This is a genomic window from Clostridiales bacterium (assembly GCA_017569285.1).
GTDB lineage: Bacteria > Bacillota > Clostridia > Christensenellales > Aristaeellaceae > Aristaeella.
The window spans coordinates 1,190,946-1,214,247 of sequence record CP069419.1; the positions used below are offsets into that span (position 1 = coordinate 1,190,946).

Genomic DNA, 23,302 nt, shown 5'->3' on the forward strand with positions numbered 1-23,302 from the left:
CATACCGCGCCGTGGGGTTATGGGTTAATTACAGTCCGTAAGCGTCGATGTCTTCCTGGGTGATGGTCTTGGCATCGAAGCCCTTCTCAACAGAGATGATCTGGTTGAGTTCGTTCAGGCCTTCGATTTCGCCGCCGGCTTCCAAGGTCTTGATCATTTCGTCGATCACAACCGCCTGGAAGGGGCTGCACTGTCCGTCGTAGTTCCATTCGCCGGCCAGCAGCTTTTCGAGCGCCCACTTGTTGCAGTCAAATCCCATGATGATGACGTCGCCGTTCACGCCGTGGGTGATGCCCTTCGCGTCCAGGGCCGCCACAACGCCGTCAGCCATGCCGTCGTTCTCAGCGTACACGATGTTGAAGCTTTCACCGGCATCGATCGCGGCTTCGGCGATCTTCCGGGCTTCGTTGGGATCCCAGCTGTCTCCGCCGGTGCCTTCGCGGACGATGGTCCACTTCTCGTCAGCGGCGCACTTTTCGGTCAGCGGATCAGAGCGGCCGATCTGCGCGGCGCTGCCCAGCTGTCCCTGGATGTGCAGGATCTTGTACTCTTCCAGGCCCAGGCTCTCCAGCCAAGCCACAGCGGTTTCGCCTTCCTGCCGCATGTCGGAAACGACAGCCGCGGTGTAGTTGGAAGGATCGGTCTCGATCATACGGTCGAACAGGAACACTTTGATGCCGGCTTCCTTGGCTTCTTCCAGCACTTCGTCCCAGCCGGTGGTCTCCGCAGCAGAAACCAGGATGTAGGACACTTCAGCCGTGATGAAGGAGCGGGCCGCTTCCAGCTGCTTGTCAGCAGTGGGGGCGGTAACGAAGGTCGCGTCGTAGCCGTTCTCGGCGGTGAAGGTATCGGTCAGATTCTTCACGTTCGCCTGGCGGTATCCGGATTCAGCGGGGTCCAGGTTGATGATGCCGACCTTGATGCCATCCGCAAACGCGAGGGACACGGACAGGATCATCACAAGAGCGATAACCAGAGCCAACAGTTTCTTCATGATTCTTTCCTCCCAAAGATTATTCTTTTTTGGCATGCCTGCCATTTACCTGAATTATAAAAAAGAATCCCCTGCTTTTAAATGCAGAGGATTTCGATTTTGGTTGAAATTTTTCCGTATTTGGCATGTTTTTCGTCCAAAAAAGGGAAGTATCTTTGGATCAGGGGTTCATTTTTTTTGGTCACGCCAGCTCTTCCGGTACTCGCTCGGCGTCATTCCGGTGCTCCGCTTAAACATATAGCTGAAGTAGTGCGCGTCGTTGTACCCGACCTCCTCCGCAATCCGGAAGGACCGCAGCTCCGTGGTCTCCAGCAGCTCCTTCGCCCGGGAGATCCGCAGCCCGGTCAGGTACTGCGTAAACGTCATTCCCGTCTCCTGCGCGAAGATGGTGGACAGGTGGCTTTGGCTCAGGTGCACCGCTTCCGCCGCGTCGGAAAGCATCAGGTTCGGGTCGGAGAAATGCTCCTCCAGGAACAGCCGCGCCTTCAGCACGGAGCCTTCACCGTAACCGCTTCCACGCCCGCCGGGGCTTACGATACTGCGCTTGGCCGGGCCCTCCGCCGTCTGCAGGTGGCGCAGGTGCCGTGCGCTGCGCATGCTCCTGCGGATTTCGTGGAAATCATCCACCGTATCCCCAATGGTGATCAGTAGGTTCTGCTCGTTCTCCAGCTCCGGCAGGTGCATCGCGGAGTTGGCATAGGAATATGCCCGCTCCTCCACGTCCTCCGGGTGGTCGCCCAGCACCAGTGCCCGCGCGCCCTTCGCGCCGGAGCACACAAACACCGTGCCCCCGCTCATTTCCGCCAGGCTCGTCAGCGCGCTGCGGCAGGCCGCCCGCGCCTCGCCCTCCGAGGCAAAGGAGATATCCAGCACCGCGTAGCATCCGGCCATCAGGTTCACGCCCAGCCCGCGCATCTGGCTCACCACCGCGTCATCGTCCGCCGGATCGCCCTCGTCGGTGAACAGGCTTTCCAGCAGCTTGTCCCGCAGGAAGGCGTTCTCGTTCATCGCGCGGTTTTTCAGTGCCGTCAGGTTCTCCCGTTCCCGGCGCTTTTCCTCAATCTGGCTGCGGGCCCGGTCCAGCACGTCCCCGAGTTCCTTCGCCGTCACCGGCTTCAGCAGGTATTCCCGCACCCCCAGGCTGATCGCCTTCCGGGCATATTCAAAGTCGTCATATCCGGACAGGATGATCCGCTCCACCCACGGCATCGTCCGCTGCACCTCTTCGCACAGCTTCATTCCGTCCATAAACGGCATCCGGATATCCGTCAGCAGGATATCCACGTCCAGGTCGCGGATCATCGGCAGGGCCATTTCCCCGTCCGGCGCCTCGCCCACCAGCTGGAATCCCTTCTCCTCCCAGGGAAAGGAATTCCGCAGGTTCTCCCGGATGGCTATTTCATCGTCTACCAGAAAGACCTTCATCATGGTCAATTTCCTCCCTTGACCGGATCGGGATCACAAAGGATACCTCCGTCCCCTCCGGACCGGATTTAAGGGTCAGCCCCTTCTTCTTTCCATAGTACAGCCGGATGCGCATGTCCACGTTCCGCAGGCCGAATCCGGAATAACCCGGCTCCAGCGCTGCCTGCAGGCTCGGCTTTTCGGCATCCAGCGCCCTGCGGATTTCCTTCAGCTGTTCCGGTGCCATACCCTTGCCGGTATCCGTCACAGTAAAGCGCATCAGCGCGCCTTCCGCCTGCATGCGCACGGTGATCCGCCCGCCGCCGCGCTTTTCCTTGATGCCGTGGTACAGTGCATTTTCCACCAGCGGCTGCAGCAGCAGCTTCAGCATGTATACGTTCTCCATCCCCTCCGGGGAATCCACATCATAGTTCAGGATATCCCGGTACCGGGTCTGCTGGATGCTCAGGTAAGCGGATACATGCTTCAGCTCCTGGGTCACCGGGATCCAGTCCGCGCCGGAGGACAGGGAGATGCGGAAGAAGTCGCTCAGGTTCCGTGTCAGGCGCACCACCTCGTCGCCCTTCCCGCTTTCTGCCTGCCATACGATCGCGTCCAGCGTGTTGTACAGGAAGTGCGGGTTGATCTGCGCCTGCAGCGTCCGCAGTTCGGCCTTCGCCAGGTGTTCCTGGTTCCGCCGGGTTTCCGCGATCAGGGTTTCCAGCCGTTCCGCCATCTGGTTGATGTGCTCTGCCAGCTCCTGCAGTTCCTCCACGCCCAGGTCGCTCACCCGGTCGCGCAGGTCGCCCTCGGCGATCCGGCGCACCGTGGTTTCCAGGGAGGAAAGCGCCGTCCGGATGTTGTCTGTCAGCCGGTTCATGGCAAACCGGGTATAGAACAGTGCCAGGATCAGCAGCAGGAATTCCGCGCCGGCCGTAATCAGCACCGCCCGGTTCAGGTGGGTGCTGGTCGCCCGGGCGTTCAGGATTTCCTGCCCGATAAACGCGTCCACCATGTCCGCCACCTGTGCGCCGATTTTGCGGATTTCATCCACGATTTCGATGATTTCGTCAATCGGGATACCCTCCGCCATGCCGTCCCGGACCTTCAGGATATACTGCTCCAGCGTCTCCATTGTCCGCCGTGCCACCGTCAGCTGCAGGTGGCCGTTCCCGGAGGTTTCCGCCAGCAGCTCGTCCAGCGTCCCGTCCACCCGGGCAATCAGCTTCTCCGCGCCGCTGTCCGCGAATGAGGATCGCCCGGCCGCCACGGCAAACATATTTTCCGCCAGTGTGGTTTCCACCACCGGCTTCTGCTCCGCAGCCCGGTCCATCCGGCGGATCATCGCCTGGTACTGTTCCGAGTAGATAATCGTGGTAACCAGCCCGCCGATCACCGGCAGGATCAGCAGCAGCGCAATCGTGGTAACCGATATGCGCACCTGCCGGACAATGCTGGTCATTCTTTGCTGTGCCATGCTCAGAAGCCCTCCACCCGGGGATCTGTCAGGTCATCCAGGTCGGAGAATGCGCCTTCGTCCGGATGCGTGACCCGTGGGATATCCTTTCCCGCCTTCAGGTCCTGCACCAGCTTCATCACCTCGTCGCCCAGGTCCGGGGAGCACTGCACCACGCAGTTGATCTTCCCTGCCTTCAGCGCCTCCACTGCTTCCTTTTCGCCGTCCACCGTAATCAGGATGATATCCTGGGCCGGCCGGATTCCGTTCTTCTCCAGGATATCCAGCACGCCCAGCGTCATGGAATCGTTGTGGGAGTAGATCACGTCGATTCCGTCTTTCCCGTATTTTTCCAGCAGGTAAGTCATGCATTCCTCGCCCTTCGAGCGCAGGAAATCCCCGCAGATGCTGTCGATGATTTCAAACCGGCTGTCCTCCCGGATCGCGTCCTGGAACCCGCGCTGCCGGTCCCGCATCGGGGTGGAGTCAAGTGTTCCGCTGATCTCCGCGATCCGGACGTGGTCCATCTTCTCCGCGTCCGCCTTCCGGATCAGGTACTCCCCGGCCCGGCGGCCTTCCGCGTAGAAATCCGCGCCGACGATCGCCGTGTACAGCGAATCCGCGTTCTCCGATTCGATCATCCGGTCCACCAGGATCACCGGGATGTTCGCCTGCTTCGCCTCGTTCAGCACATTGTCCCACCCGGTTTCAACGATCGGTGAAAACACGATCACGTCCACCTGGTACGCGATAAAGGAGCGGATTGCTTCAATCTGCTTCTCCTGCTTCTGGTTGGCGTTTTCCATCATCAGGCCGAATCCGTACTGCTTTGCCGCGGCTTCCACGCTCTTCGTGTTGGCCATCCGCCAGGAGCTTTCCGCCCCCAGCTGGGAAAACCCGACCACAATCGCGCGGCTTTCCGGGTCCGTCGGTTTTCCCGCACATCCGCCCAGCATGCCCAGCAGGATCACTGCCAGTATCATGATTGCGATTTTCCGCATAAGCTCTCCCCCGGTTCGTTTTTTCTTCTGTCCTGCGCATTTGTGTATCATTATAGATACAAATTCCGGTTCGCGCAATCCCCTTCTCCCGGGACATATCCGCCGGTATACTCCGTGCGTCCCGGAACATGGGCGCAGAGTAAAGATCCACCGGCATAGCCGGTGGCTTTTCTTATGCGGCCATAGGCCTAGAATACTAGCCCGCGCCCTCGCAGGCGCAATTACGGTCTGCCAACCGCGTAGACTGTTACTGGCCACCCGTAAACGGGTTATCGTTGGCCTTTCCCAGCATTGTTAACTGTTCTCCCATCTTGTCCTCTTCCAACTGATGCCGGATATACTCTGCGATTGCCTTAGTATTCTTTCCTACCGTATCTACGTAATACCCCCGGCACCAAAATTCACGGTTCCTGTACTTGTACTTTAGTTCCCCAAACTTTTCGTAGATTAGCACACTGCTTTTTCCTTTCAGGTAACCCATGAAACTTGATACCGCTACCTTGGGTGGTATGCTCACCGACATGTGGATATGATCCGGGCATACCTCTGCTTCATGGATTTCTACACCTTTCCATTCACATAACTGTCGGATGATCTTTCCGATCTCCGTTTTCTTTTCCCCGTAAAACACCATCCTTCGATACTTCGGCGCAAACACTATGTGATATTTGCAGTTCCATCTCGTGTGTGCTAAACTCTGTAAGTCGTTAGCCATCTAATGACCTCCTTTTGCTCCTTTGCAGTTGGCAGACCGCATTGGCATTATAGCAAAAGGAGTTTCTCTTTCATTCGCATAGCTATAAGCTCTCCCGAACCCCACGCCTAGCGTGGGGTTTTATGAATACAAAAAGCCGGAGGCATCTGCCTCCGGTTGGTTGGATGATGATTGGGTTGGGTCCGGCTGATGATTTCCCCCGCTGTTACGGAATTTCAGTCAGTTCCTCCGCAGCTTCTTCTTCCGGTACTTCCTCCACATACTCGGCCAGGTATGCGGGCACAATCGCCTGTGCCCAGGTGCTCTTCGTGCCCACCGCGTAGTCATGCAGCGTATTGGTGTAGAAGTCAAAGTACACATTGGAGTAAACCGGCAGGATCGGAAGGGTCTCGTTGATCCGCTTCTGGAAATCCAGCCAGTTCTTCAGGTAGCTGAGGATATCGCCGGGTTCCGTCTCACGCATCTTCACCGCGCAGTCATACAGTTCTTTGTCCGAATGGTTCGTGTAGGACCAGTTGGGTGTGCCGTCCTCGTCGATGATGAACTGCACGGAAGGATCGAACACCAGCTCAAAGTTGCTGGCCAGGTAGATCATGTCCGCGCTCCGGTCTTCATCCTGCTTGTAGTATGTTTCCAGCAGCCGGCTCATTTCCATGGGCTCCAGCGTCAGCCTGATGCCGACCTGCTCCAGGTTGGGCACCAGGCGTTCCTGGAATACTTCCCCGATTTCGTTGCCTTCGGGATACAGCATCGTCAGCTCCAGGGTCACCTTTTCGCCTTCGATTTCCTTTTCCCGGATACCGTCTTCGTTGACCTTCCAGCCGTCTTCATCCAGCAGGGCAGCTGCTTTTTCCAGGTCTTCCGCGTATACGGTCAGGTCATCCATGTTCAGCTCTTCCAGGGCTTCCTTCAGCTTTTCAAACTCGGCCTGGGCCTGCGCATCGCCTTCCTCCGGAGCTTCCAGTGGGGACGAGGTTCCGATTACGGTTTCATACATCCACTGGCCGATTCCGTAATAGCCGTCCACCCGCAGGCCGTAGTCTCCGGCATAGTCTTTTGTCACCTGGTCCCGGTCCATGCACCAGGCAATCGCCTGCCGCACCTTTTCGCCGGATACAGCCGGTTTTTCGCACGCAAAGGCGATATAGCTCAGGCCGTTTCGGGTATAGTTTTCCACCAGGAAGGGATCTTCCTGCCGCAGGGCCAGGCCGGCGTCGATGGCATCCTTCCGCAGCACCTTGTTCAGCAGGCCGAACTCTCCGTTCTGCAGTTTTTCCACCATCGTCCCGTTCTCTGCCAGCGTATAGGTCAGGGAGGGAATTGTAGGCTTCACGCCGTTTTCATCTCCCTTAAAGAAGGGATTCAGGCTGAATTCGGCGGTGGTTCCGTCAAAGGAAGTCAGCGTGTACGGACCGGATACAACGGAGGGATGGCTGCAGTATCCCGTTTCCGGATCCAGCAGTGTTTCCCGAAGCAGCTCACCTGTAAATACAGGTTCTTCCAGCGTATCATCAATATTGGCCAGGTATACGCCCTCACCGTCATCCTTTACCTGGACGCCGGGGGCAATCACACGGATCGGATAGGGATTGCAGCGCAGCAATGCCAGTTCATAGAAGAACGGCAGGTATTCGCCCCGGAGGGTTACAACGAGAACGTTGTTTCCCTCAACCCGGACGCCTTTCAGTGCCTCTGTTTCACCGGAATGATATGCATCATATCCGAGCAGGTAGTCCGTCTGTGCCGGTACCGCGCCCAGTTCCGCTATTTCCGGGGAGATCTGCAGCAGGAAGGAGAACGCATAGTCCCATGCGGTAATCCGGCTGCCGTCAGAATAACGCAGGTCATTCGCGAGGATCAGCGCGAATGTCTCGTCTCCGGCCTGGTCCGTCATCGGCATTACTTCATTCACTACAGTCGGGTTGAAGGAGAACATGCTCTTTTCAGAGTTCCATACAACCAGGTTGTAGCCATGCAGCAGGTCCCGGACATCGGCGTCGCTTGTGGCGTTGCCCCACATGCCGGTAAAAAAGTCCCCGCGCATCTGCGTCGTATTGCCGACCACCAGGTGGTCATACAGGCCCTCTTCCGCTTCACCCATGGCGGCAGCCAGGGGAAGCACGGCCAGCATCAGCACGATCAGCCATGTTGCAAATTTCTTCATCTGCGCACACATCCTTCCGAAATGGGGTTCCCGCTCCTTCCGCCTGTGAAGGCGGAAGGAGCATGCTGCATACTGGTAATTATTCGTAGCAGTCACCGATGTTCAGGCTCACATTGCCAAGGCCCAGCGGGGTATCATACTCATCGAAGGGCACCAGGTTATCGCCGGGGATGTACAGCACCACAACGGTTACATCGTGGTTCGGCATCGTTCCCTGAACTGTCTTGATGGTGGGCGTATAGTTGGGAATACCAGGAGAATCAATACTGTAGTTTTCACCCGGTCTGCGGTTCACGACAGCGGTCGGAGCGGCAGGTCTGCCATCCAGGTACTCATACCGCACTGTCACGTTATAGGTCGCCGGTCCGCCACCGCCGCCAGTTACCCGGTTCGTCAGCGTAGTGACCTGTCCGACCGTCGTATTGCTTTCCAGTGTATAGCCCACAACGGCTTCTTCTGTCCAGCTGTATGTGATTTCCTTGCCATCCGCGAACTTCGGCAGCTCATTTACCGTGATGCTCCAGTTGTTCGCTGCGTTCAGCTCAGCCTCCTGTACAGTGGTGTTACCGTTCTTCAGCTGTACGGTCAGCTTCACCGGACGTCTGCCCGCCGCATTGTTGTTGTCATTCCAGACCTTATTGATGGTGGCGTTGACAGTCTGGTACGTATAGCTGTTCGTAATCGTCTCGGTTCCGCTTACTGCTGCGGTCAGCTGGCCTTCACCGTTGTCTGTTACGGTCACTTTCACCTTGGTGTCGTTGTCCGTGATGATCCAGCCGTATTCCGGCTTATAGTTGCCGACAACTTCAGAGATGCTGTATTCAAACTCTCCGACTTCAGTGAATGTGATCTTGCCGAACGGAATCGTCTTTGTGCCGGCTTCATTTGCCGCGTAATTGACTGTAGCGGTCGGGGTTCCGGGCATCGGTGCGCCTGCGGTTTCCGCCTTCAGTGTGAAGTTGAAGCTGTAGGCTTCCCCGTCACCCTTCACCAGGATCAGGTTCTTCCGGCCAAACAGGGTCGCCGTATCCGTCGGATCCACCACAACAGGTTCCGCATTGTATTCATTCGTGATCTCACCGCCGGTTACCTGCGCATCCAGCGTACCGTCACCGTTATCCGTCACTTCAACCGTCACGGTCACCGGGCTGTTCGTTACCGTCCAGCCGGTCTCTGCCGTGTAGCCTTCCGTGTCTTCGGTGATTGTGTACTTGTACGTTCCGGCTGCCGTGTAGGTGATCTTTCCGAACGGAATCACCTTCACGCCGGTCTCAGCCGCTTCATAGCTCACGCTGGCAGTTGCGCCTTCGGGCATCGGAGCGCCGTCTTCTGCAGCCAGGGTGAAGCTGAATTCGTGATCCTTGCCGTCCTGGGTAGTCTTGGCCAGGTTCTTCTTACCGAATACAGTCTCAGCCTCTTCATCCGTCGGATCAATCGTGATTTCCGCATCATACGTATTCTCGATTGTACCGCCGGTCACAGCCGCGCTCAGCGTGCCGTCGCCGTTGTCCGTCACTTCAACCTTTACGGTTACCGGACTGCCGCTGGTTGTCCAGCCGTCGCCCGCATCCGCTTCAGTAATTGTGTACTCGTATGTTCCAGCCGCCTTGTAAGTGATCTTTCCGAACGGAATCACCTTGCTGCCGGTTTCGTCCGCTGCGTAGCTGACGCTCACCGCTGCACTCGCGGGCATCGGGGCTCCGGTCGTTACCGCCGCCAGCGTGAAGTCGAACTTCTGGCCTTCACCGTCTTCGGTGGTCTTCACCAGGTTCTTCTCGCCGAATACGGTCTTGGCTTCTTCATCCGTCGGGTCAATTGTGATTTCCGCGTTGTACGCGTTCTCAATCGCGCCGCCGGTCACAGCCGCGCTCAGCGTACCGTCGCCGTTGTCCGTTACGACTACCTTCACGGTCGCCGGGCTGCCGGTTGTTGTCCAGCCCTTGCCCGCATCCGCTTCAGTGATCGTGTACTCATACGTTCCGGCTGCCTTATAGGTGATCTTCCCGAACGGAATCACCTGTTCGCCTGTCTTACCGGCTTCGTAGCTGACGCTCGCTGCCGCGCTCGCAGGCATCGGGGCGCCGGTCGTTACCGCCGCCAGCGTGAAGTCGAACTTCTGGGCCTCGCCGTCTTCCGTCGTCTTGGTCAGGTTCTTCCTGCCGAATACGGTCTTGGCCACTTCATCCGTCGGATCAATTGTGATTTCTGCGTTGTACGCGTTCTCAATCGCTCCGCCGGTCACAGCCGCGCTCAGCGTGCCATCGCCGTTGTCCGTTACGACGACCTTCACCGTCACCGGGCTGCCGGTTGTCGTCCAGCCCTTGCCCGCATCCGCTTCAGTGATCGTGTACTCGTACGTTCCGGCGGCCTTGTAGGTGATTTTTCCGAACGGAATCACCTGTTCGCCTGTCTTGCCGGCTTCGTAGCTGACGCTCGCAGCCGCGCTCGCAGGCATCGGCGTGGGAAGTTTGTCCGCCGTGGTGTTGGTTCCCGCCGTCAGCGTGAAGCTGAATGTCTGGGCCTTGCCGTCTTCCGTCGTCTTGGTCAGGTTCTTCTTGCCAAATACGGTCTTGGCTTCCTCATCCGTCGGATCAATCGTGATTTCCGCGTTGTACGCATTTTCAATTGCTCCGCCGGTCACGGCCGCGCTCAGCGTGCCGTCGCCGTTGTCCGTTACGACTACCTTCACGGATACCGGGCTGCCGCTGGTCGTCCAGCCCTTGCCCATCGCCGCTTCGGTAATGGTGTAATTGTACTCGCCAGCTGCCTTGTAGGTGATCTTTCCGAACGGAATCACCTGCTCTCCGGTCTTGCCGGCTTCGTAAGTTACGCTTGCCGCTGTGCTCGTGGGCATCGGCGTGGCAAGCTTGTCCGTCGTAGTGTTGGTTCCCGCCGTCAGCGTGAAGCTGAACGTCTGGTCCTTGCCGTCTTCAGTCGTCTTGGTCAGGTTCTTTCTGCCGAATACGGTCTTGGCTTCTTCATCCGTCGGATCAATCGTGATTTCCGCGTTGTACGCATTTTCAATTGCTCCGCCGGTCACGGCCGCGCTCAGCGTGCCGTCGCCGTTGTCCGTTACGACTACCTTCACGGATACCGGGCTGCCGCTGGTTGTCCAGCCCTTGCCCGCTTCCGCTTCAGTAATCGTGTAATTGTACTCACCAGCCGCCTTGTAGGTGATCTTTCCGAACGGAATGATCTGCTCGCCAATCTCACCTGCTTTATAGGTTACGCTTGCCGCTGCCGTTGTTGCGCTCGTAGGCATCGGCGTGGGAAGCTTGGCCGTCGAGGTGTTGGTTCCCGCCGTCAGCGTGAAGCTGAACGTCTGGGCCTTGCCATCTTCGGTGGTCTTGGTCAGGTTCTTCTTACCGAATACGGTCTCAGCCTTTTCATCCGTCGGATCAATCGTGATTTCCGCGTTGTACTCGTTCGTGATTGTTCCGCCGGTCACAGCTGCGCTCAGCGTACCGTCGCCGTTGTCTGTTACGACAACCTTTACGGCAACCGGGCTGCCGGTTGTCTTCCAGCCCTTGCCCGCGTCCGCTTCAGTGATCGTGTAATTGTACTCACCGACTGCCTTGTAGGTAATCTTTCCGAACGGAATGATCTGTTCCCCGGTCTTACCGGCTTCGTAGGTTACGCTCGCCGCTGTGCTCGCAGGCATCGGTGTCGGAAGCTTTGCTGCAGTTGTATTGGCTCCTGCAGTCAGGGTGAAGCTGAACGTCTGATCCTTGCCATCTTCCGTGGTCTTGGTCAGGTTCTTCTTGCCAAACAGTGTCTCCGTCTTTGTCGGATCAATTGTCACTTCCGCGTCATACCTGTTTGTGATCGTCCCAAAGACGACACTCGCGCTCAGCGTACCGTCGCCGTTGTCGCCCACAGTGACCGTTACATCCACCGGATTATCCGTTACCGTCCAGCCTTTTTCCTTTGTATAGGCCTTCGTGTCCTCGGTGATCGTGTAATAGTAAGTACCGGTCCGTGTATAAGTAATCTCGTCGAACGGAATAATCTTCTTGCCGGTTTCATCCTTCACATAGCTGACAGTGCCATTCGCGCCTTCAGCACTTGCAGGCATTGGCGTATCAATATTGCCCGCCGCTGTGTTCTTGCCGGCGCTCAGTGTGAAGGTGAAATCATGACCCAGATTGTCTTCCGTAGTCTTCGTCAGATTCTTTACGCCGAACTTGGTTTTGTCTTCCTTCGGCTTTACGATAACCTTCGCGTCATACGTATTTGTGAAGGTTACGCCTGTGACCTCAGTGATTGTCAGTTTCCCTTCACCATTGTCTGCAACAGTTATGGTTGCGGTTTTGCCAGCTGCATCATCATCATTTTTCACGCCGGCAATTGTACCGCTCTCACTTACCGTATAGCTGTATGTTCCCGGCATCGTGAACGTAATCGGTCCGATCGCGATAGCACCGTCTTTTGTAGACTTGCTGATCGTTCCGGTCATTGTTGCTGCTTCCGGCGCATCATCTATAGCCGTGGCAGTGATACCATAACTCCATTCCTTCGGTCCGGTTAGTCCTTCCGGAATCGTCAAAACCTTCTTAACAGGAATGGACTCTTCGACAGGTGTCGGTTCATATTTATTTGTTACCGTCAGCGTTGTTTGATCAATACTCTTTTTGTAGCCAGGCAGTTCGCCTGTTTCATCCACAGTGTAGCCGATCACTTTACCGCCATTGGCATACACCGGAACCATGAATTCATGGCTTTGGGTATCTCCTATCGCATCTGCAGCAATATCATATGTCTCTGTGACTACTGTCGTTCCTTCGGCCTTTCCGGTCAGAATAAGCTGAATGGCTTTACGAGTATTGAACTTATTGCTGCTGTCTTCCCAGACCTTTGTGATCGTTACAGCCTTCGTCTCAGGCGTATGGCTGTTCGTTACCGTGATCGTTCCCAGATCTGCAATCTCGGTTGCCTCGATGCCTGTGCTCTCGCCGTCACCGGTCGCGGTGTATTCGCTCGCAGTCGTGCCGGTCTTCGTCTCAACTACGTAGTACTTGATCGCTACGCCGCCTTCGTATACCGGCAGGCCTTCCCACACCTTGACTTCGCCGTCTGTCGCAGGCACATCCACTGCCTCGCCGACCGCCGTCGATGTTTCGCCAACCTTCTTGTACAGCTGGAATTTCGCGCCGACATTCGCACGCTTGCCGTCCTGGTTGTTGCTGTCACTCCAGGTCTTCGCTGCGTGAATCTTTGTCGTCTTCGCCGCATAACTGTTCGTTACCGTGATCGTTCCCAGATCTGCAATCTCGGTTGCCTCGATGCCTGTGCTCTCGCCGTCACCGGTCGCGGTGTATTCGCTCGCAGTCGTGCCGGTCTTCGTCTCAACTACGTAGTACTTGATCGCTACGCCGCCTTCGTATACCGGCAGGCCTTCCCACACCTTGACTTCGCCGTCTGTCGCAGGGACAGCGCCATTTCCTAGGTCCGCTGTCGATGTTTCGCTAACCTTCCTGTACAGCTGGAATTTCGCGCCGACGTTCGCACGCTTGCCGTCCTGGTTGTTGCTGTCACTCCAGGTCTTCATTTGCGTGAATCTTTGTCGTCTTCGCCGCATAACTGTTCGTTACCGTGATCGTTCCCAGATCTGCAATCTCGGTTGCCTCGATGCCTGTGCTCTCGCCGTCACCGGTCGCGGTGTATTCGCTCGCAGTCGTGCCGGTCTTCGTCTCAACTACGTAGTACTTGATCGCTACGCCGCCTTCGTATACCGGCAGGCCTTCCCACACCTTGACTTCGCCGTCTGTCGCAGGCACATCCACTGCCTCGCCGACCGCCGTCGATGTTTCGCCAACCTTCTTGTACAGCTGGAATTTCGCGCCGACGTTCGCACGCTTGCCGTCCTGGTTGTTGCTGTCACTCCAGGTCTTCGCTGCGTGAATCTTTGTCGTCTTCGCCGCATAACTGTTCGTTACCGTAATCGTTCCCAGATCTGCAATCTCGGTTGCCTCGATGCCTGTGCTCTCGCCGTCACCGGTCGCGGTGTATTCGCTCGCAGTCGTGCCGGTCTTCGTCTCAACTACGTAGTACTTGATCGCTACGCCGCCTTCGTATACCGGCAGGCCTTCCCACACCTTGACTTCGCCGTCTGTCGCAGGCACATCCACTGCCTCGCCGACCGCTGTCGATGTTTCGCCAACCTTCTTGTACAGCTGGAATTTCGCGCCGACGTTCGCACGCTTGCCGTCCTGGTTGTTGCTGTCACTCCAGGTCTTCGCTGCGTGAATCTTTGTCGTCTTCGCCGCATAACTGTTCGTTACCGTGATCGTTCCCAGATCTGCAATCTCGGTTGCCTCGATGCCTGTGCTCTCGCCGTCACCGGTCGCGGTGTATTCGCTCGCAGTCGTGCCGGTCTTCGTCTCAACTACGTAGTACTTGATCGCTACGCCGCCTTCGTATACCGGCAGGCCTTCCCACCTTGACTTCGCCGTCTGTCGCAGGCACATCCACTGCCTCGCCGACCGCCGTCGATGTTTCGCCAACCTTCTTGTACAGCTGGAATTTCGCGCCGACATTCGCACGCTTGCCGTCCTGGTTGTTGCTGTCACTCCAGGTCTTCGCTGCGTGAATCTTTGTCGTCTTCGCCGCATAACTGTTCGTTACCGTGATCGTTCCCAGATCTGCAATCTCGGTTGCCTCGATGCCTGTGCTCTCGCCGTCACCGGTCGCGGTGTATTCGCTCGCAGTCGTGCCGGTCTTCGTCTCAACTACGTAGTACTTGATCGCTACGCCGCCTTCGTATACCGGCAGGCCTTCCCACACCTTGACTTCGCCGTCTGTCGCAGGCACATCCACTGCCTCGCCGACCGCCGTCGATGTTTCGCCAACCTTCTTGTACAGCTGGAATTTCGCGCCGACATTCGCACGCTTGCCGTCCTGGTTGTTGCTGTCACTCCAGGTCTTCGCTGCGTGAATCTTTGTCGTCTTCGCCGCATAACTGTTCGTTACCGTGATCGTTCCCAGATCTGCAATCTCGGTTGCCTCGATGCCTGTGCTCTCGCCGTCACCGGTCGCGGTGTATTCGCTCGCAGTCGTGCCGGTCTTCGTCTCAACTACGTAGTACTTGATCGCTACGCCGCCTTCGTATACCGGCAGGCCTTCCCACACCTTGACTTCGCCGTCTGTCGCAGGCACATCCACTGCCTCGCCGACCGCTGTCGATGTTTCGCCAACCTTCTTGTACAGCTGGAATTTCGCGCCGACGTTCGCACGCTTGCCATCCTGGTCGTTATTATCGGTCCAGGTCTTCGCAGCGTGGATCTTCGTCGTCACAGGCGTATGGCTGTTCGTGACTGTGATCGTTCCCAGATCTGCAATCTCGGTTGCCGTGATGCCCTTGTTCTCGCCGTCACCGCTCGCGGTGTATTCGCTCGCGGTCGTGCCGGTCTTCGTCTCAACTACGTAGTACGTGATCGCTACGCCGCCTTCGTATACCGGCAGGCCTTCCCACACTTTGACTTCGCCGTCTGTCGCAGGCACATCCACTGCCTCGCCGACTGCTGTCGATGTTTCGCCAACCTTCTTGTACAGCTGGAATTTCGCGCCGACGTTCGCACGCTTGCCATCCTGGTCGTTATTATCGGTCCAGGTCTTCGCAGCGTGGATCTTCGTCGTCACAGGCGTATGGCTGTTCGTGACTGTGATCGTTCCCAGATCTGCAATCTCGGTTGCCGTGATGCCCTTGTTCTCGCCGTCACCGCTCGCGGTGTATTCGCTCGCGGTCGTGCCGGTCTTCGTCTCAACTACGTAGTACGTGATCGCTACGCCGCCTTCGTATACCGGCAGGCCTTCCCACACTTTGACTTCGCCGTCTGTCGCAGGCACATCCACTGCCTCGCCGACCGCTGTCGATGTTTCGCCAACCTTCTTGTACAGCTGGAATTTCGCGCCGACGTTCGCACGCTTGCCATCCTGGTCGTTATTATCGGTCCAGGTCTTCGCAGCGTGGATCTTCGTCGTCACAGGCGTATGGCTGTTCGTGACTGTGATCGTTCCCAGATCTGCAATCTCGGTTGCCGTGATGCCCTTGTTCTCGCCGTCACCGCTCGCGGTGTATTCGCTCGCGGTCGTGCCGGTCTTCGTCTCAACTACGTAGTACGTGATCGCTACGCCGCCTTCGTATACCGGCAGGCCTTCCCACACTTTGACTTCGCCGTCTGTCGCAGGCACATCCACTGCCTCGCCGACTGCTGTCGATGTTTCGCCAACCTTCTTGTACAGCTGGAATTTCGCGCCGACGTTCGCACGCTTGCCGTCCTGGTTGTTGCTGTCACTCCAGGTCTTCGCTGCGTGAATCTTTGTCGTCTTCGCCGCATAACTGTTCGTTACCGTGATCGTTCCCAGATCTGCAATCTCGGTTGCCTCGATGCCTGTGCTCTCGCCGTCACCGGTCGCGGTGTATTCGCTCGCAGTCGTGCCGGTCTTCGTCTCAACTACGTAGTACTTGATCGCTACGCCGCCTTCGTATACCGGCAGGCCTTCCCACACCTTGACTTCGCCGTCTGTCGCAGGCACATCCACTGCCTCGCCGACTGCTGTCGATGTTTCGCCAACCTTCTTGTACAGCTGGAATTTCGCGCCGACGTTCGCACGCTTGCCATCCTGGTCGTTATTATCGGTCCAGGTCTTCGCAGCGTGGATCTTCGTCGTCACAGGCGTATGGCTGTTCGTGACTGTGATCGTTCCCAGATCTGCAATCTCGGTTGCCGTGATGCCCTTGTTCTCGCCGTCACCGCTCGCGGTGTATTCGCTCGCGGTCGTGCCGGTCTTCGTCTCAACTACGTAGTACGTGATCGCTACGCCGCCTTCGTATACCGGCAGGCCTTCCCACACTTTGACTTCGCCGTCTGTCGCGGGCACATCCACTGCCTCGCCGACCGCTGTCGATGTTTCGCCAACCTTCTTGTACAGCTGGAATTTCGCGCCGACGTTCGCACGCTTGCCATCCTGGTCGTTATTATCGGTCCAGGTCTTCGCAGCGTGGATCTTCGTCGTCACAGGCGTATGGCTGTTCGTGACTGTGATCGTTCCCAGATCTGCAATCTCGGTTGCCGTGATGCCCTTGTTCTCGCCGTCACCGCTCGCGGTGTATTCGCTCGCGGTCGTGCCGGTCTTCGTCTCAACTACGTAGTACGTGATCGCTACGCCGCCTTCGTATACCGGCAGGCCTTCCCACACTTTGACTTCGCCGTCTGTCGCAGGCACATCCACTGCCTCGCCGACCGCTGTCGATGTTTCGCCAACCTTCTTGTACAGCTGGAATTTCGCGCCGACGTTCGCACGCTTGCCATCCTGGTCGTTATTTTCGGGCCAGGTGTTCGCGCGGCGTGGATCTTCGTCGTCACAGGCGTATGGCTGTTCGTGACTGTGATCGTTCCCAGATCTGCAATCTCGGTTGCCGTGATGCCCTTGTTCTCGCCGTCACCGCTCGCGGTGTATTCGCTCGCGGTCGTGCCGGTCTTCGTCTCAACTACGTAGTACGTGATCGCTACGCCGCCTTCGTATACCGGCAGGCCTTCCCACACTTTGACTTCGCCGTCTGTCGCGGGCACATCCACTGCCTCGCCGACCGCTGTCGATGTTTCGCCAACCTTCTTGTACAGCTGGAATTTCGCGCCGACGTTCGCACGCTTGCCATCCTGGTCGTTATTATCGGTCCAGGTCTTCGCAGCGTGGATCTTCGTCGTCACAGGCGTATGGCTGTTCGTGACTGTGATCGTTCCCAGATCTGCAATCTCGGTTGCCGTGATGCCCTTGTTCTCGCCGTCACCGCTCGCGGTGTATTCGCTCGCGGTCGTGCCGGTCTTCGTCTCAACTACGTAGTACGTGATCGCTACGCCGCCTTCGTATACCGGCAGGCCTTCCCACACTTTGACTTCGCCGTCTGTCGCGGGCACATCCACTGCCTCGCCGACCGCTGTCGATGTTTCGCCAACCTTCTTGTACAGCTGGAATTTCGCGCCGACGTTCGCACGCTTGCCATCCTGGTCGTTATTATCGGTCCAGGTCTTCGCAGCGTGGATCTTCGTCGTCACAGGCGTATGGCTGTTCGTGACTGTGATCGTTCCCAGATCTGCAATCTCGGTTGCCGTGATGCCCTTGTTCTCGCCGTCACCGCTCGCGGTGTATTCGCTCGCGGTCGTGCCGGTCTTCGTCTCAACTACGTAGTACGTGATCGCTACGCCGCCTTCGTATACCGGCAGGCCTTCCCACACTTTGACTTCGCCGTCTGTCGCAGGCACATCCACTGCCTCGCCGACCGCTGTCGATGTTTCGCCAACCTTCTTGTACAGCTGGAATTTCGCGCCGACGTTCGCACGCTTGCCATCCTGGTCGTTATTATCGGTCCAGGTCTTCGCAGCGTGGATCTTCGTCGTCACAGGCGTATGGCTGTTCGTGACTGTGATCGTTCCCAGATCTGCAATCTCGGTTGCCGTGATGCCCTTGTTCTCGCCGTCACCGCTCGCGGTGTATTCGCTCGCGGTCGTGCCGGTCTTCGTCTCAACTACGTAGTACGTGATCGCTACGCCGCCTTCGTATACCGGCAGGCCTTCCCACACTTTGACTTCGCCGTCTGTCGCAGGCACATCCACTGCCTCGCCGACCGCTGTCGATGTTTCGCCAACCTTCTTGTACAGCTGGAATTTCGCGCCGACGTTCGCACGCTTGCCATCCTGGTCGTTATTATCGGTCCAGGTCTTCGCAGCGTGGATCTTCGTCGTCACAGGCGTATGGCTGTTCGTGACTGTGATCGTTCCCAGATCTGCAATCTCGGTTGCCGTGATGCCCTTGTTCTCGCCGTCACCGCTCGCGGTGTATTCGCTCGCGGTCGTGCCGGTCTTCGTCTCAACTACGTAGTACGTGATCGCTACGCCGCCTTCGTATACCGGCAGGCCTTCCCACACTTTGACTTCGCCGTCTGTCGCAGGCACATCCACTGCCTCGCCGACTGCTGTCGATGTTTCGCCAACCTTCTTGTACAGCTGGAATTTCGCGCCGACGTTCGCACGCTTGCCATCCTGGTCGTTATTATCGGTCCAGGTCTTCGCAGCGTGGATCTTCGTCGTCTTCCTCTTATTTGTAACAGTAACGACTACATCGCCTTCAGGAGCAGTAAATCCATTATTAGTTAGAGTTATAGCTTCCGGATTTGTCAAAGCATTACCGTCTTTGTCTGTCACACGCTGTGCGGTAATTGACACCAATGTATAACCAATTGGCACATTGGTCTCATTAATGGTTACGGCAGTCCCCTTTGCGATATCCGCGAACTCTTTCTGACCATTATGCGCAAGTGTGAAATTCGCGGTTTCATCCAAACCAGTCTGAGAAATAGTGAAAGTCGTACCATCGTATAGTCCATCAACAACCTTTTTGACTGTCACCTTGTAAAGTTTTTCCCATACGGCAAACATGTCATGATATGGGTATTCCTCATCTGCAGCCACTTGTGTTACCGATGTACCTGATTTGGTTTTAAAGTTATTATTGCTTTCATCATACACAAGATAAAGGTCATCTTCTGTAAGGTTATAAATCGTAGGATGTCCTGAGATAGGATTTCCTTCATCATCAGTGCTCTCAATCCTCGCCCAGCCAAGGAATTTATAGCCTTCCCGGGTAAACGTATTGGCAGGTTTAATGGCTACAGCCTGGTTAATTCCCAGATTTAAAATTCCTGTTGTATCACCAATCGTATTCCCTTTTACTACTTCATTGCTGCCAAAGTTCGAATACCACCAAATATGTGTGGGAGTCGGGGAATCCTTCGGCCCGTATTCTGCGCGCAGCTGGACCGTATATATATATTTCGGATTTCCTTGGTTATCACAACCATTGGGTTGCGTGCGTGCATTCTCCAGCAGTACTGTAAATGTATCACCAGGAACAAATTGCTTTATGGGTTCGATATCAACAAACTTTCCAGCATCCTCATCCCACTTCTGAAGAACCCAATAACGGAAAGCTTCCTTGTCTGAAACAGGTGTGGCTGCAGATTGGACAACAGCCAGAGCACTATCAAGGTAAAGAGTGTGATCCTCTGGCGCATTGGTTCCGCGCCCTTCTACTGCATCATACTGAACATTGATACCCTCTGCACCGATAAGAATGCTGCGCCAGGTTGCATACAGGTCAATCTTTTTCTGGACCCATTGGCGATCAAGGTCCGCATTTGTTGGGTTCGGGCCAAGAATGCCATATTCGTTGATCGGATCTGTAAATTCATGCTCCTTGTCATAAGGATGGGTTGTGCTGTCATTTAGTTTAGTTTCTTCATCATTAAAGAGCTCTGTACAAGCTTCATTTTGATACCAGCCAATCAGTTCTGCTGTTTCCTGCCGACCATCCGGAAGACTGATTTTCCCGTTATAGGGAACTTTAAAGGACATTTTCTGGTTATCACTACCCCAGTCAACGTCTTTGTCCTCATCTGGAACATTCGGATGAAGGAATACACGGTATTCCTTCTGTTTCCATTTAGCATATACTTTTATACCATCCATGGGCATCTTGTACCATGGATAAGGTGTCGTGCAAGATTTATCAAAATACCAGCCATCAAAAACATACTGTTCTTGAAGTTCAGCAGTTAATTTTGATGTAGGATCAAAATTTCTTGCATTATCAGGTATTGTTTCATTATAGAGATAGTTTTTCCCAAATTCATTCATGCTGGATGTCAAAGGATTGTTGCCACCGACATCAAGCTGTACACCATCTCCATCTACATAAATACCATCATAATATGTAATGGGCCACGACTGCCGATTGTAATAATAATTCAGCCTGGGATAATGCCCAGAATTTCCAGTGCCCACCGGAATACTGTCGTCAACGCCATCATAATAAGCTCTGCTTTCAGACTGCATTACTACAGTGAAGCCCTCATACTGCGAGGGATTTTGACTATATGGCTGAGTATTACTAGACCTGGTATGCATACAGTCTCTGTGATTCGTATAATGATAATATGTTTTTCCAGTAAATTCGAGAACCTTACTTTCCGCGCCTTCAGGTATTTCTCCGTTAACAGCTTCAAACCAGAGATGATATGTCCATTCATTATAAGAGTTGAAACGAACAACGAGGAAATTGCCATTTACATTATTTGTCGCGCCCAGGATATCTTCATTCATGCGTGAAATGATACCCTTAACCGTCCCGTCGCCACTGGCAGATGGATTCGGCTTAAGACGAGTCCCGACCATCATGACAAAACTAACAGGCTGTCGATTGTTATTCGGACCAGTAATTTGATCGTAAGTTGGCCATTGCTGACTTATATTCTCTCCGTAATATGCAGATATTGTGAAGTAAGTAGCATTATAGTTTCTCTCTGTATTATCTTCGTTAATTACACTTCTTACAACACTGGTCGTTGTTGCACGGGATGTTGTAGGCAATTGATTTGTATTTGTTGCTGTATAATGAGATACAACTCCAAATGTATTATTACCGGCTGCCGAGTTGTTGCCATAATAATATGTTCCATTTCTTTCCCAATACAGATAGAATCTAAGATTATATTTTATTCTGTTAAAGTATAAAGGCAAAACTGCTTCGCCGTCGGCTGTAATTTCAACATCTTCTGTTGGTTGTTCGCAGTTGAATCCCTTATAATGGAATGTTTGGCCATTTACCGTTACAAAGTCTTCATCACCATTGTTTGTAATGGTATATGCTATATTTGAATGAACTCTCCCACTTGCAACAGGCACAGATGCCACCAGAACATAATCTTCCGGTGTCAGTTGGGCTGCGGTCTTTCCTATACTGCCTTCCGACTGCTGATAGATAAGATATCTGTATGGAGCAGTCGTGTTTTCTTCCCACTGCGCATATATTACAGTACGGTCAGTAATTCTCCCGCCGGTAAATGCCTGTCCGGATCCGTCTCTTTGTGTATTCCATCCCATGAAGTGATAGCCGGTTTTATGCATATCATCATTTTGGGGCATAACAGCCGACTCTTCCGGTTCCAGGAACTGAGGAGCAATATAGTTACCACCTTCGCTCTCAAATACAAGCCAGAAGCCTTCAGGGGCGTTAACTCTAAACGTGACATCTCCTTCCAGAATGATTTTTGTACCATTTAGATAAGGAGGCTCCACATTCGTCGTTGTACCGCCACTGGTATAGGTTGCGCTCTTAATGTTGCCAGCGCCTTCTTCTACATTCCAGCCCTCAAAATTATGCATTCCGTCATGGGGCGTATAAGGCATGGCAATGGTATATTCGCCTTGAGTCTCATTTCTTGTAAGATACACACTGTGAGCGCCCAAAGAAAGGCTTGTTTCACTGTCTGGCGAATAAATATCAAGATCCAGATAAGTAACTACGAAGTGTGTGAATATCATAGCATAGATATTCACTGACTCGCCTTCAGTTATCAACTTATCCTCTGCCCATTTGCGGATATCCTTAATGGTCATCATACCATTCGGATTCGTTTCCGCATTATAGCGAGAGTTTGCAGTGTCTGCAGTATAATTCGGATCGAATGTCCACCCTCTGAATGTTTCCCGCTCTCCCAGCGTGCCAGTACCCGGATCATAAAGAATTGTTTCCAGATCATCGAGTTCATCGCTGTTCTTGACATACATTGTGGCAAGCAGTGTAGAGCCATTATAGAAGTTTATCTCTATACGAGCTTCATCTTCTTGAGATGGCGGATTCACAACTGCATACACAGTGAAGCTGTTCGCCTGGAAGATGACGTTGTCGCCTTCCAGGGTGAAGGGAACGGTCTCTGTGGTATTGTCATCCTTGATGTGCAGGACGGTCAGGTTGGTGGTGTCCATGCCGGCAATGGACATGGTGACTTCAACCGGCTTCTCGGGTTCGACTGCTTCGTCGATGAATGTATCCGTCAGGGTGATGTCCACCGCGCGGATCTCGCCAGCTTCTCCGCCCATTGTTTCTTCAACAATGGCGGCAATCTCTTCCGCTTCGACAGGTACAGCGGTGATTTCCGTGTTTTCCGGAACAGCCCCGGCGGGTACCTCAACCTTGAGGTCAGGCTGTTCCAGCTTGATCTCCTCTTCGTTGATGCCCACAGGGGTCAGGGTCATGTCCTCTTCAACGGGGGTTTCCGCCGTGACATACTCTCCCTTATTGCGGTTGAACCAGCCGTATACATGCTTCTTTCCTTCCGCTTGTTTCGGGAGTTCGCCGATCGGCTCACCGCGGCGGCGGATACGGGACTCACGCCGGTCACTGTGTTCCGTCTTCGGCTCTCCAAGCAGCCAGGAGAGCCACTTGCGGAACGTAGAAACCGTCTCCTCCGCTTCTTTATCATCCATATCAAAGATGATACTAAACGCTTGTTCAACAGCAGCAGCTCCAACGATATCGTTGGACTCAACCTGCTTGAAGTGCTTGCCCGCAGATTCGCCCGGCTCAGCGATAACGCTTACAGGCATCACCTGAAGAAGCATCATGAACGTAAGGAGCAGCGCCACAGCTCTCTTCATCTTCATATCTGGAAACCTCCGATTTCTTTGGGTCCTATTCTTTGCCAACAGTTACGGGGGAATTTCGATCTATA

At 55.0% G+C, this 23,302-nt stretch carries 10 protein-coding genes; all 10 read right to left on the bottom strand.

Annotated elements, in window-relative coordinates:
* Window positions 1-28 precede the first annotated feature (28 nt).
* Entirely contained in the window at window positions 29-994 is a 966-nt protein-coding gene (locus tag JNO48_05295) for a substrate-binding domain-containing protein (GenBank protein ID QTE69315.1), read from the bottom strand.
* Between the two features lie 168 nt (window positions 995-1,162).
* Entirely contained in the window at window positions 1,163-2,422 is a 1,260-nt protein-coding gene (locus JNO48_05300; GenBank protein ID QTE69316.1) for a response regulator, read from the bottom strand.
* Window positions 2,394-3,875, bottom strand: a complete 1,482-nt coding sequence (locus JNO48_05305; GenBank protein ID QTE69317.1) for a sensor histidine kinase — start codon at window positions 3,873-3,875, stop codon at window positions 2,394-2,396. The genes JNO48_05300 and JNO48_05305 overlap by 29 nt, the downstream gene beginning before the upstream one ends.
* 2 nt (window positions 3,876-3,877) lie before the next feature.
* The gene (locus JNO48_05310; protein QTE69318.1) at window positions 3,878-4,855 is read right to left on the bottom strand and encodes an ABC transporter substrate-binding protein; all 978 of its coding nucleotides are present in this window, start codon (window positions 4,853-4,855) and stop codon (window positions 3,878-3,880) included.
* 247 nt (window positions 4,856-5,102) lie between these two features.
* Window positions 5,103-5,570, bottom strand: coding sequence for an IS200/IS605 family transposase (gene tnpA, locus JNO48_05315; GenBank protein QTE69319.1), 468 nt, complete (start codon window positions 5,568-5,570; stop codon window positions 5,103-5,105).
* Between the two features lie 205 nt (window positions 5,571-5,775).
* Complete coding sequence (locus JNO48_05320) at window positions 5,776-7,734, bottom strand: ABC transporter substrate-binding protein (GenBank protein QTE69320.1); 1,959 nt, start codon at window positions 7,732-7,734, stop codon at window positions 5,776-5,778.
* Window positions 7,735-7,813: 79 nt separating this feature from the next.
* Window positions 7,814-13,282 carry a Cna B-type domain-containing protein gene (locus JNO48_05325; GenBank protein QTE69321.1) on the bottom strand — a complete coding sequence of 1,823 codons (5,469 nt, stop codon included), beginning with the start codon at window positions 13,280-13,282 and terminating at the stop codon, window positions 7,814-7,816.
* Window positions 13,266-14,201 carry a Cna B-type domain-containing protein gene (locus JNO48_05330; GenBank protein ID QTE69322.1) on the bottom strand — a complete coding sequence of 312 codons (936 nt, stop codon included), beginning with the start codon at window positions 14,199-14,201 and terminating at the stop codon, window positions 13,266-13,268. Before JNO48_05330 ends, JNO48_05325 begins: the two co-directional genes overlap by 17 nt.
* A complete protein-coding gene (locus JNO48_05335; protein ID QTE69323.1) occupies window positions 14,116-16,959 on the bottom strand; it encodes a Cna B-type domain-containing protein in 2,844 nt (947 codons plus the stop codon). The genes JNO48_05330 and JNO48_05335 overlap by 86 nt, the downstream gene beginning before the upstream one ends.
* A complete protein-coding gene (locus JNO48_05340; protein QTE69324.1) occupies window positions 16,896-23,234 on the bottom strand; it encodes a Cna B-type domain-containing protein in 6,339 nt (2,112 codons plus the stop codon). The genes JNO48_05335 and JNO48_05340 overlap by 64 nt, the downstream gene beginning before the upstream one ends.
* Window positions 23,235-23,302: the final 68 nt, after the last annotated feature.

Coding starts and splice junctions, on each gene's coding strand:
- tnpA (QTE69319.1), bottom strand. CDS start 5,570: ATGGCTAACGACTTACAGAGTTTAGCACACACGAGATGGAACTGCAAA.
- JNO48_05310 (QTE69318.1), bottom strand. CDS start 4,855: ATGCGGAAAATCGCAATCATGATACTGGCAGTGATCCTGCTGGGCATG.
- JNO48_05325 (QTE69321.1), bottom strand. CDS start 13,282: ATGAAGACCTGGAGTGACAGCAACAACCAGGACGGCAAGCGTGCGAAC.
- JNO48_05320 (QTE69320.1), bottom strand. CDS start 7,734: ATGAAGAAATTTGCAACATGGCTGATCGTGCTGATGCTGGCCGTGCTT.
- JNO48_05330 (QTE69322.1), bottom strand. CDS start 14,201: ATGTGCCTGCGACAGACGGCGAAGTCAAGGTGGGAAGGCCTGCCGGTA.
- JNO48_05340 (QTE69324.1), bottom strand. CDS start 23,234: ATGAAGATGAAGAGAGCTGTGGCGCTGCTCCTTACGTTCATGATGCTT.
- JNO48_05305 (QTE69317.1), bottom strand. CDS start 3,875: ATGGCACAGCAAAGAATGACCAGCATTGTCCGGCAGGTGCGCATATCG.
- JNO48_05295 (QTE69315.1), bottom strand. CDS start 994: ATGAAGAAACTGTTGGCTCTGGTTATCGCTCTTGTGATGATCCTGTCC.
- JNO48_05300 (QTE69316.1), bottom strand. CDS start 2,422: ATGATGAAGGTCTTTCTGGTAGACGATGAAATAGCCATCCGGGAGAAC.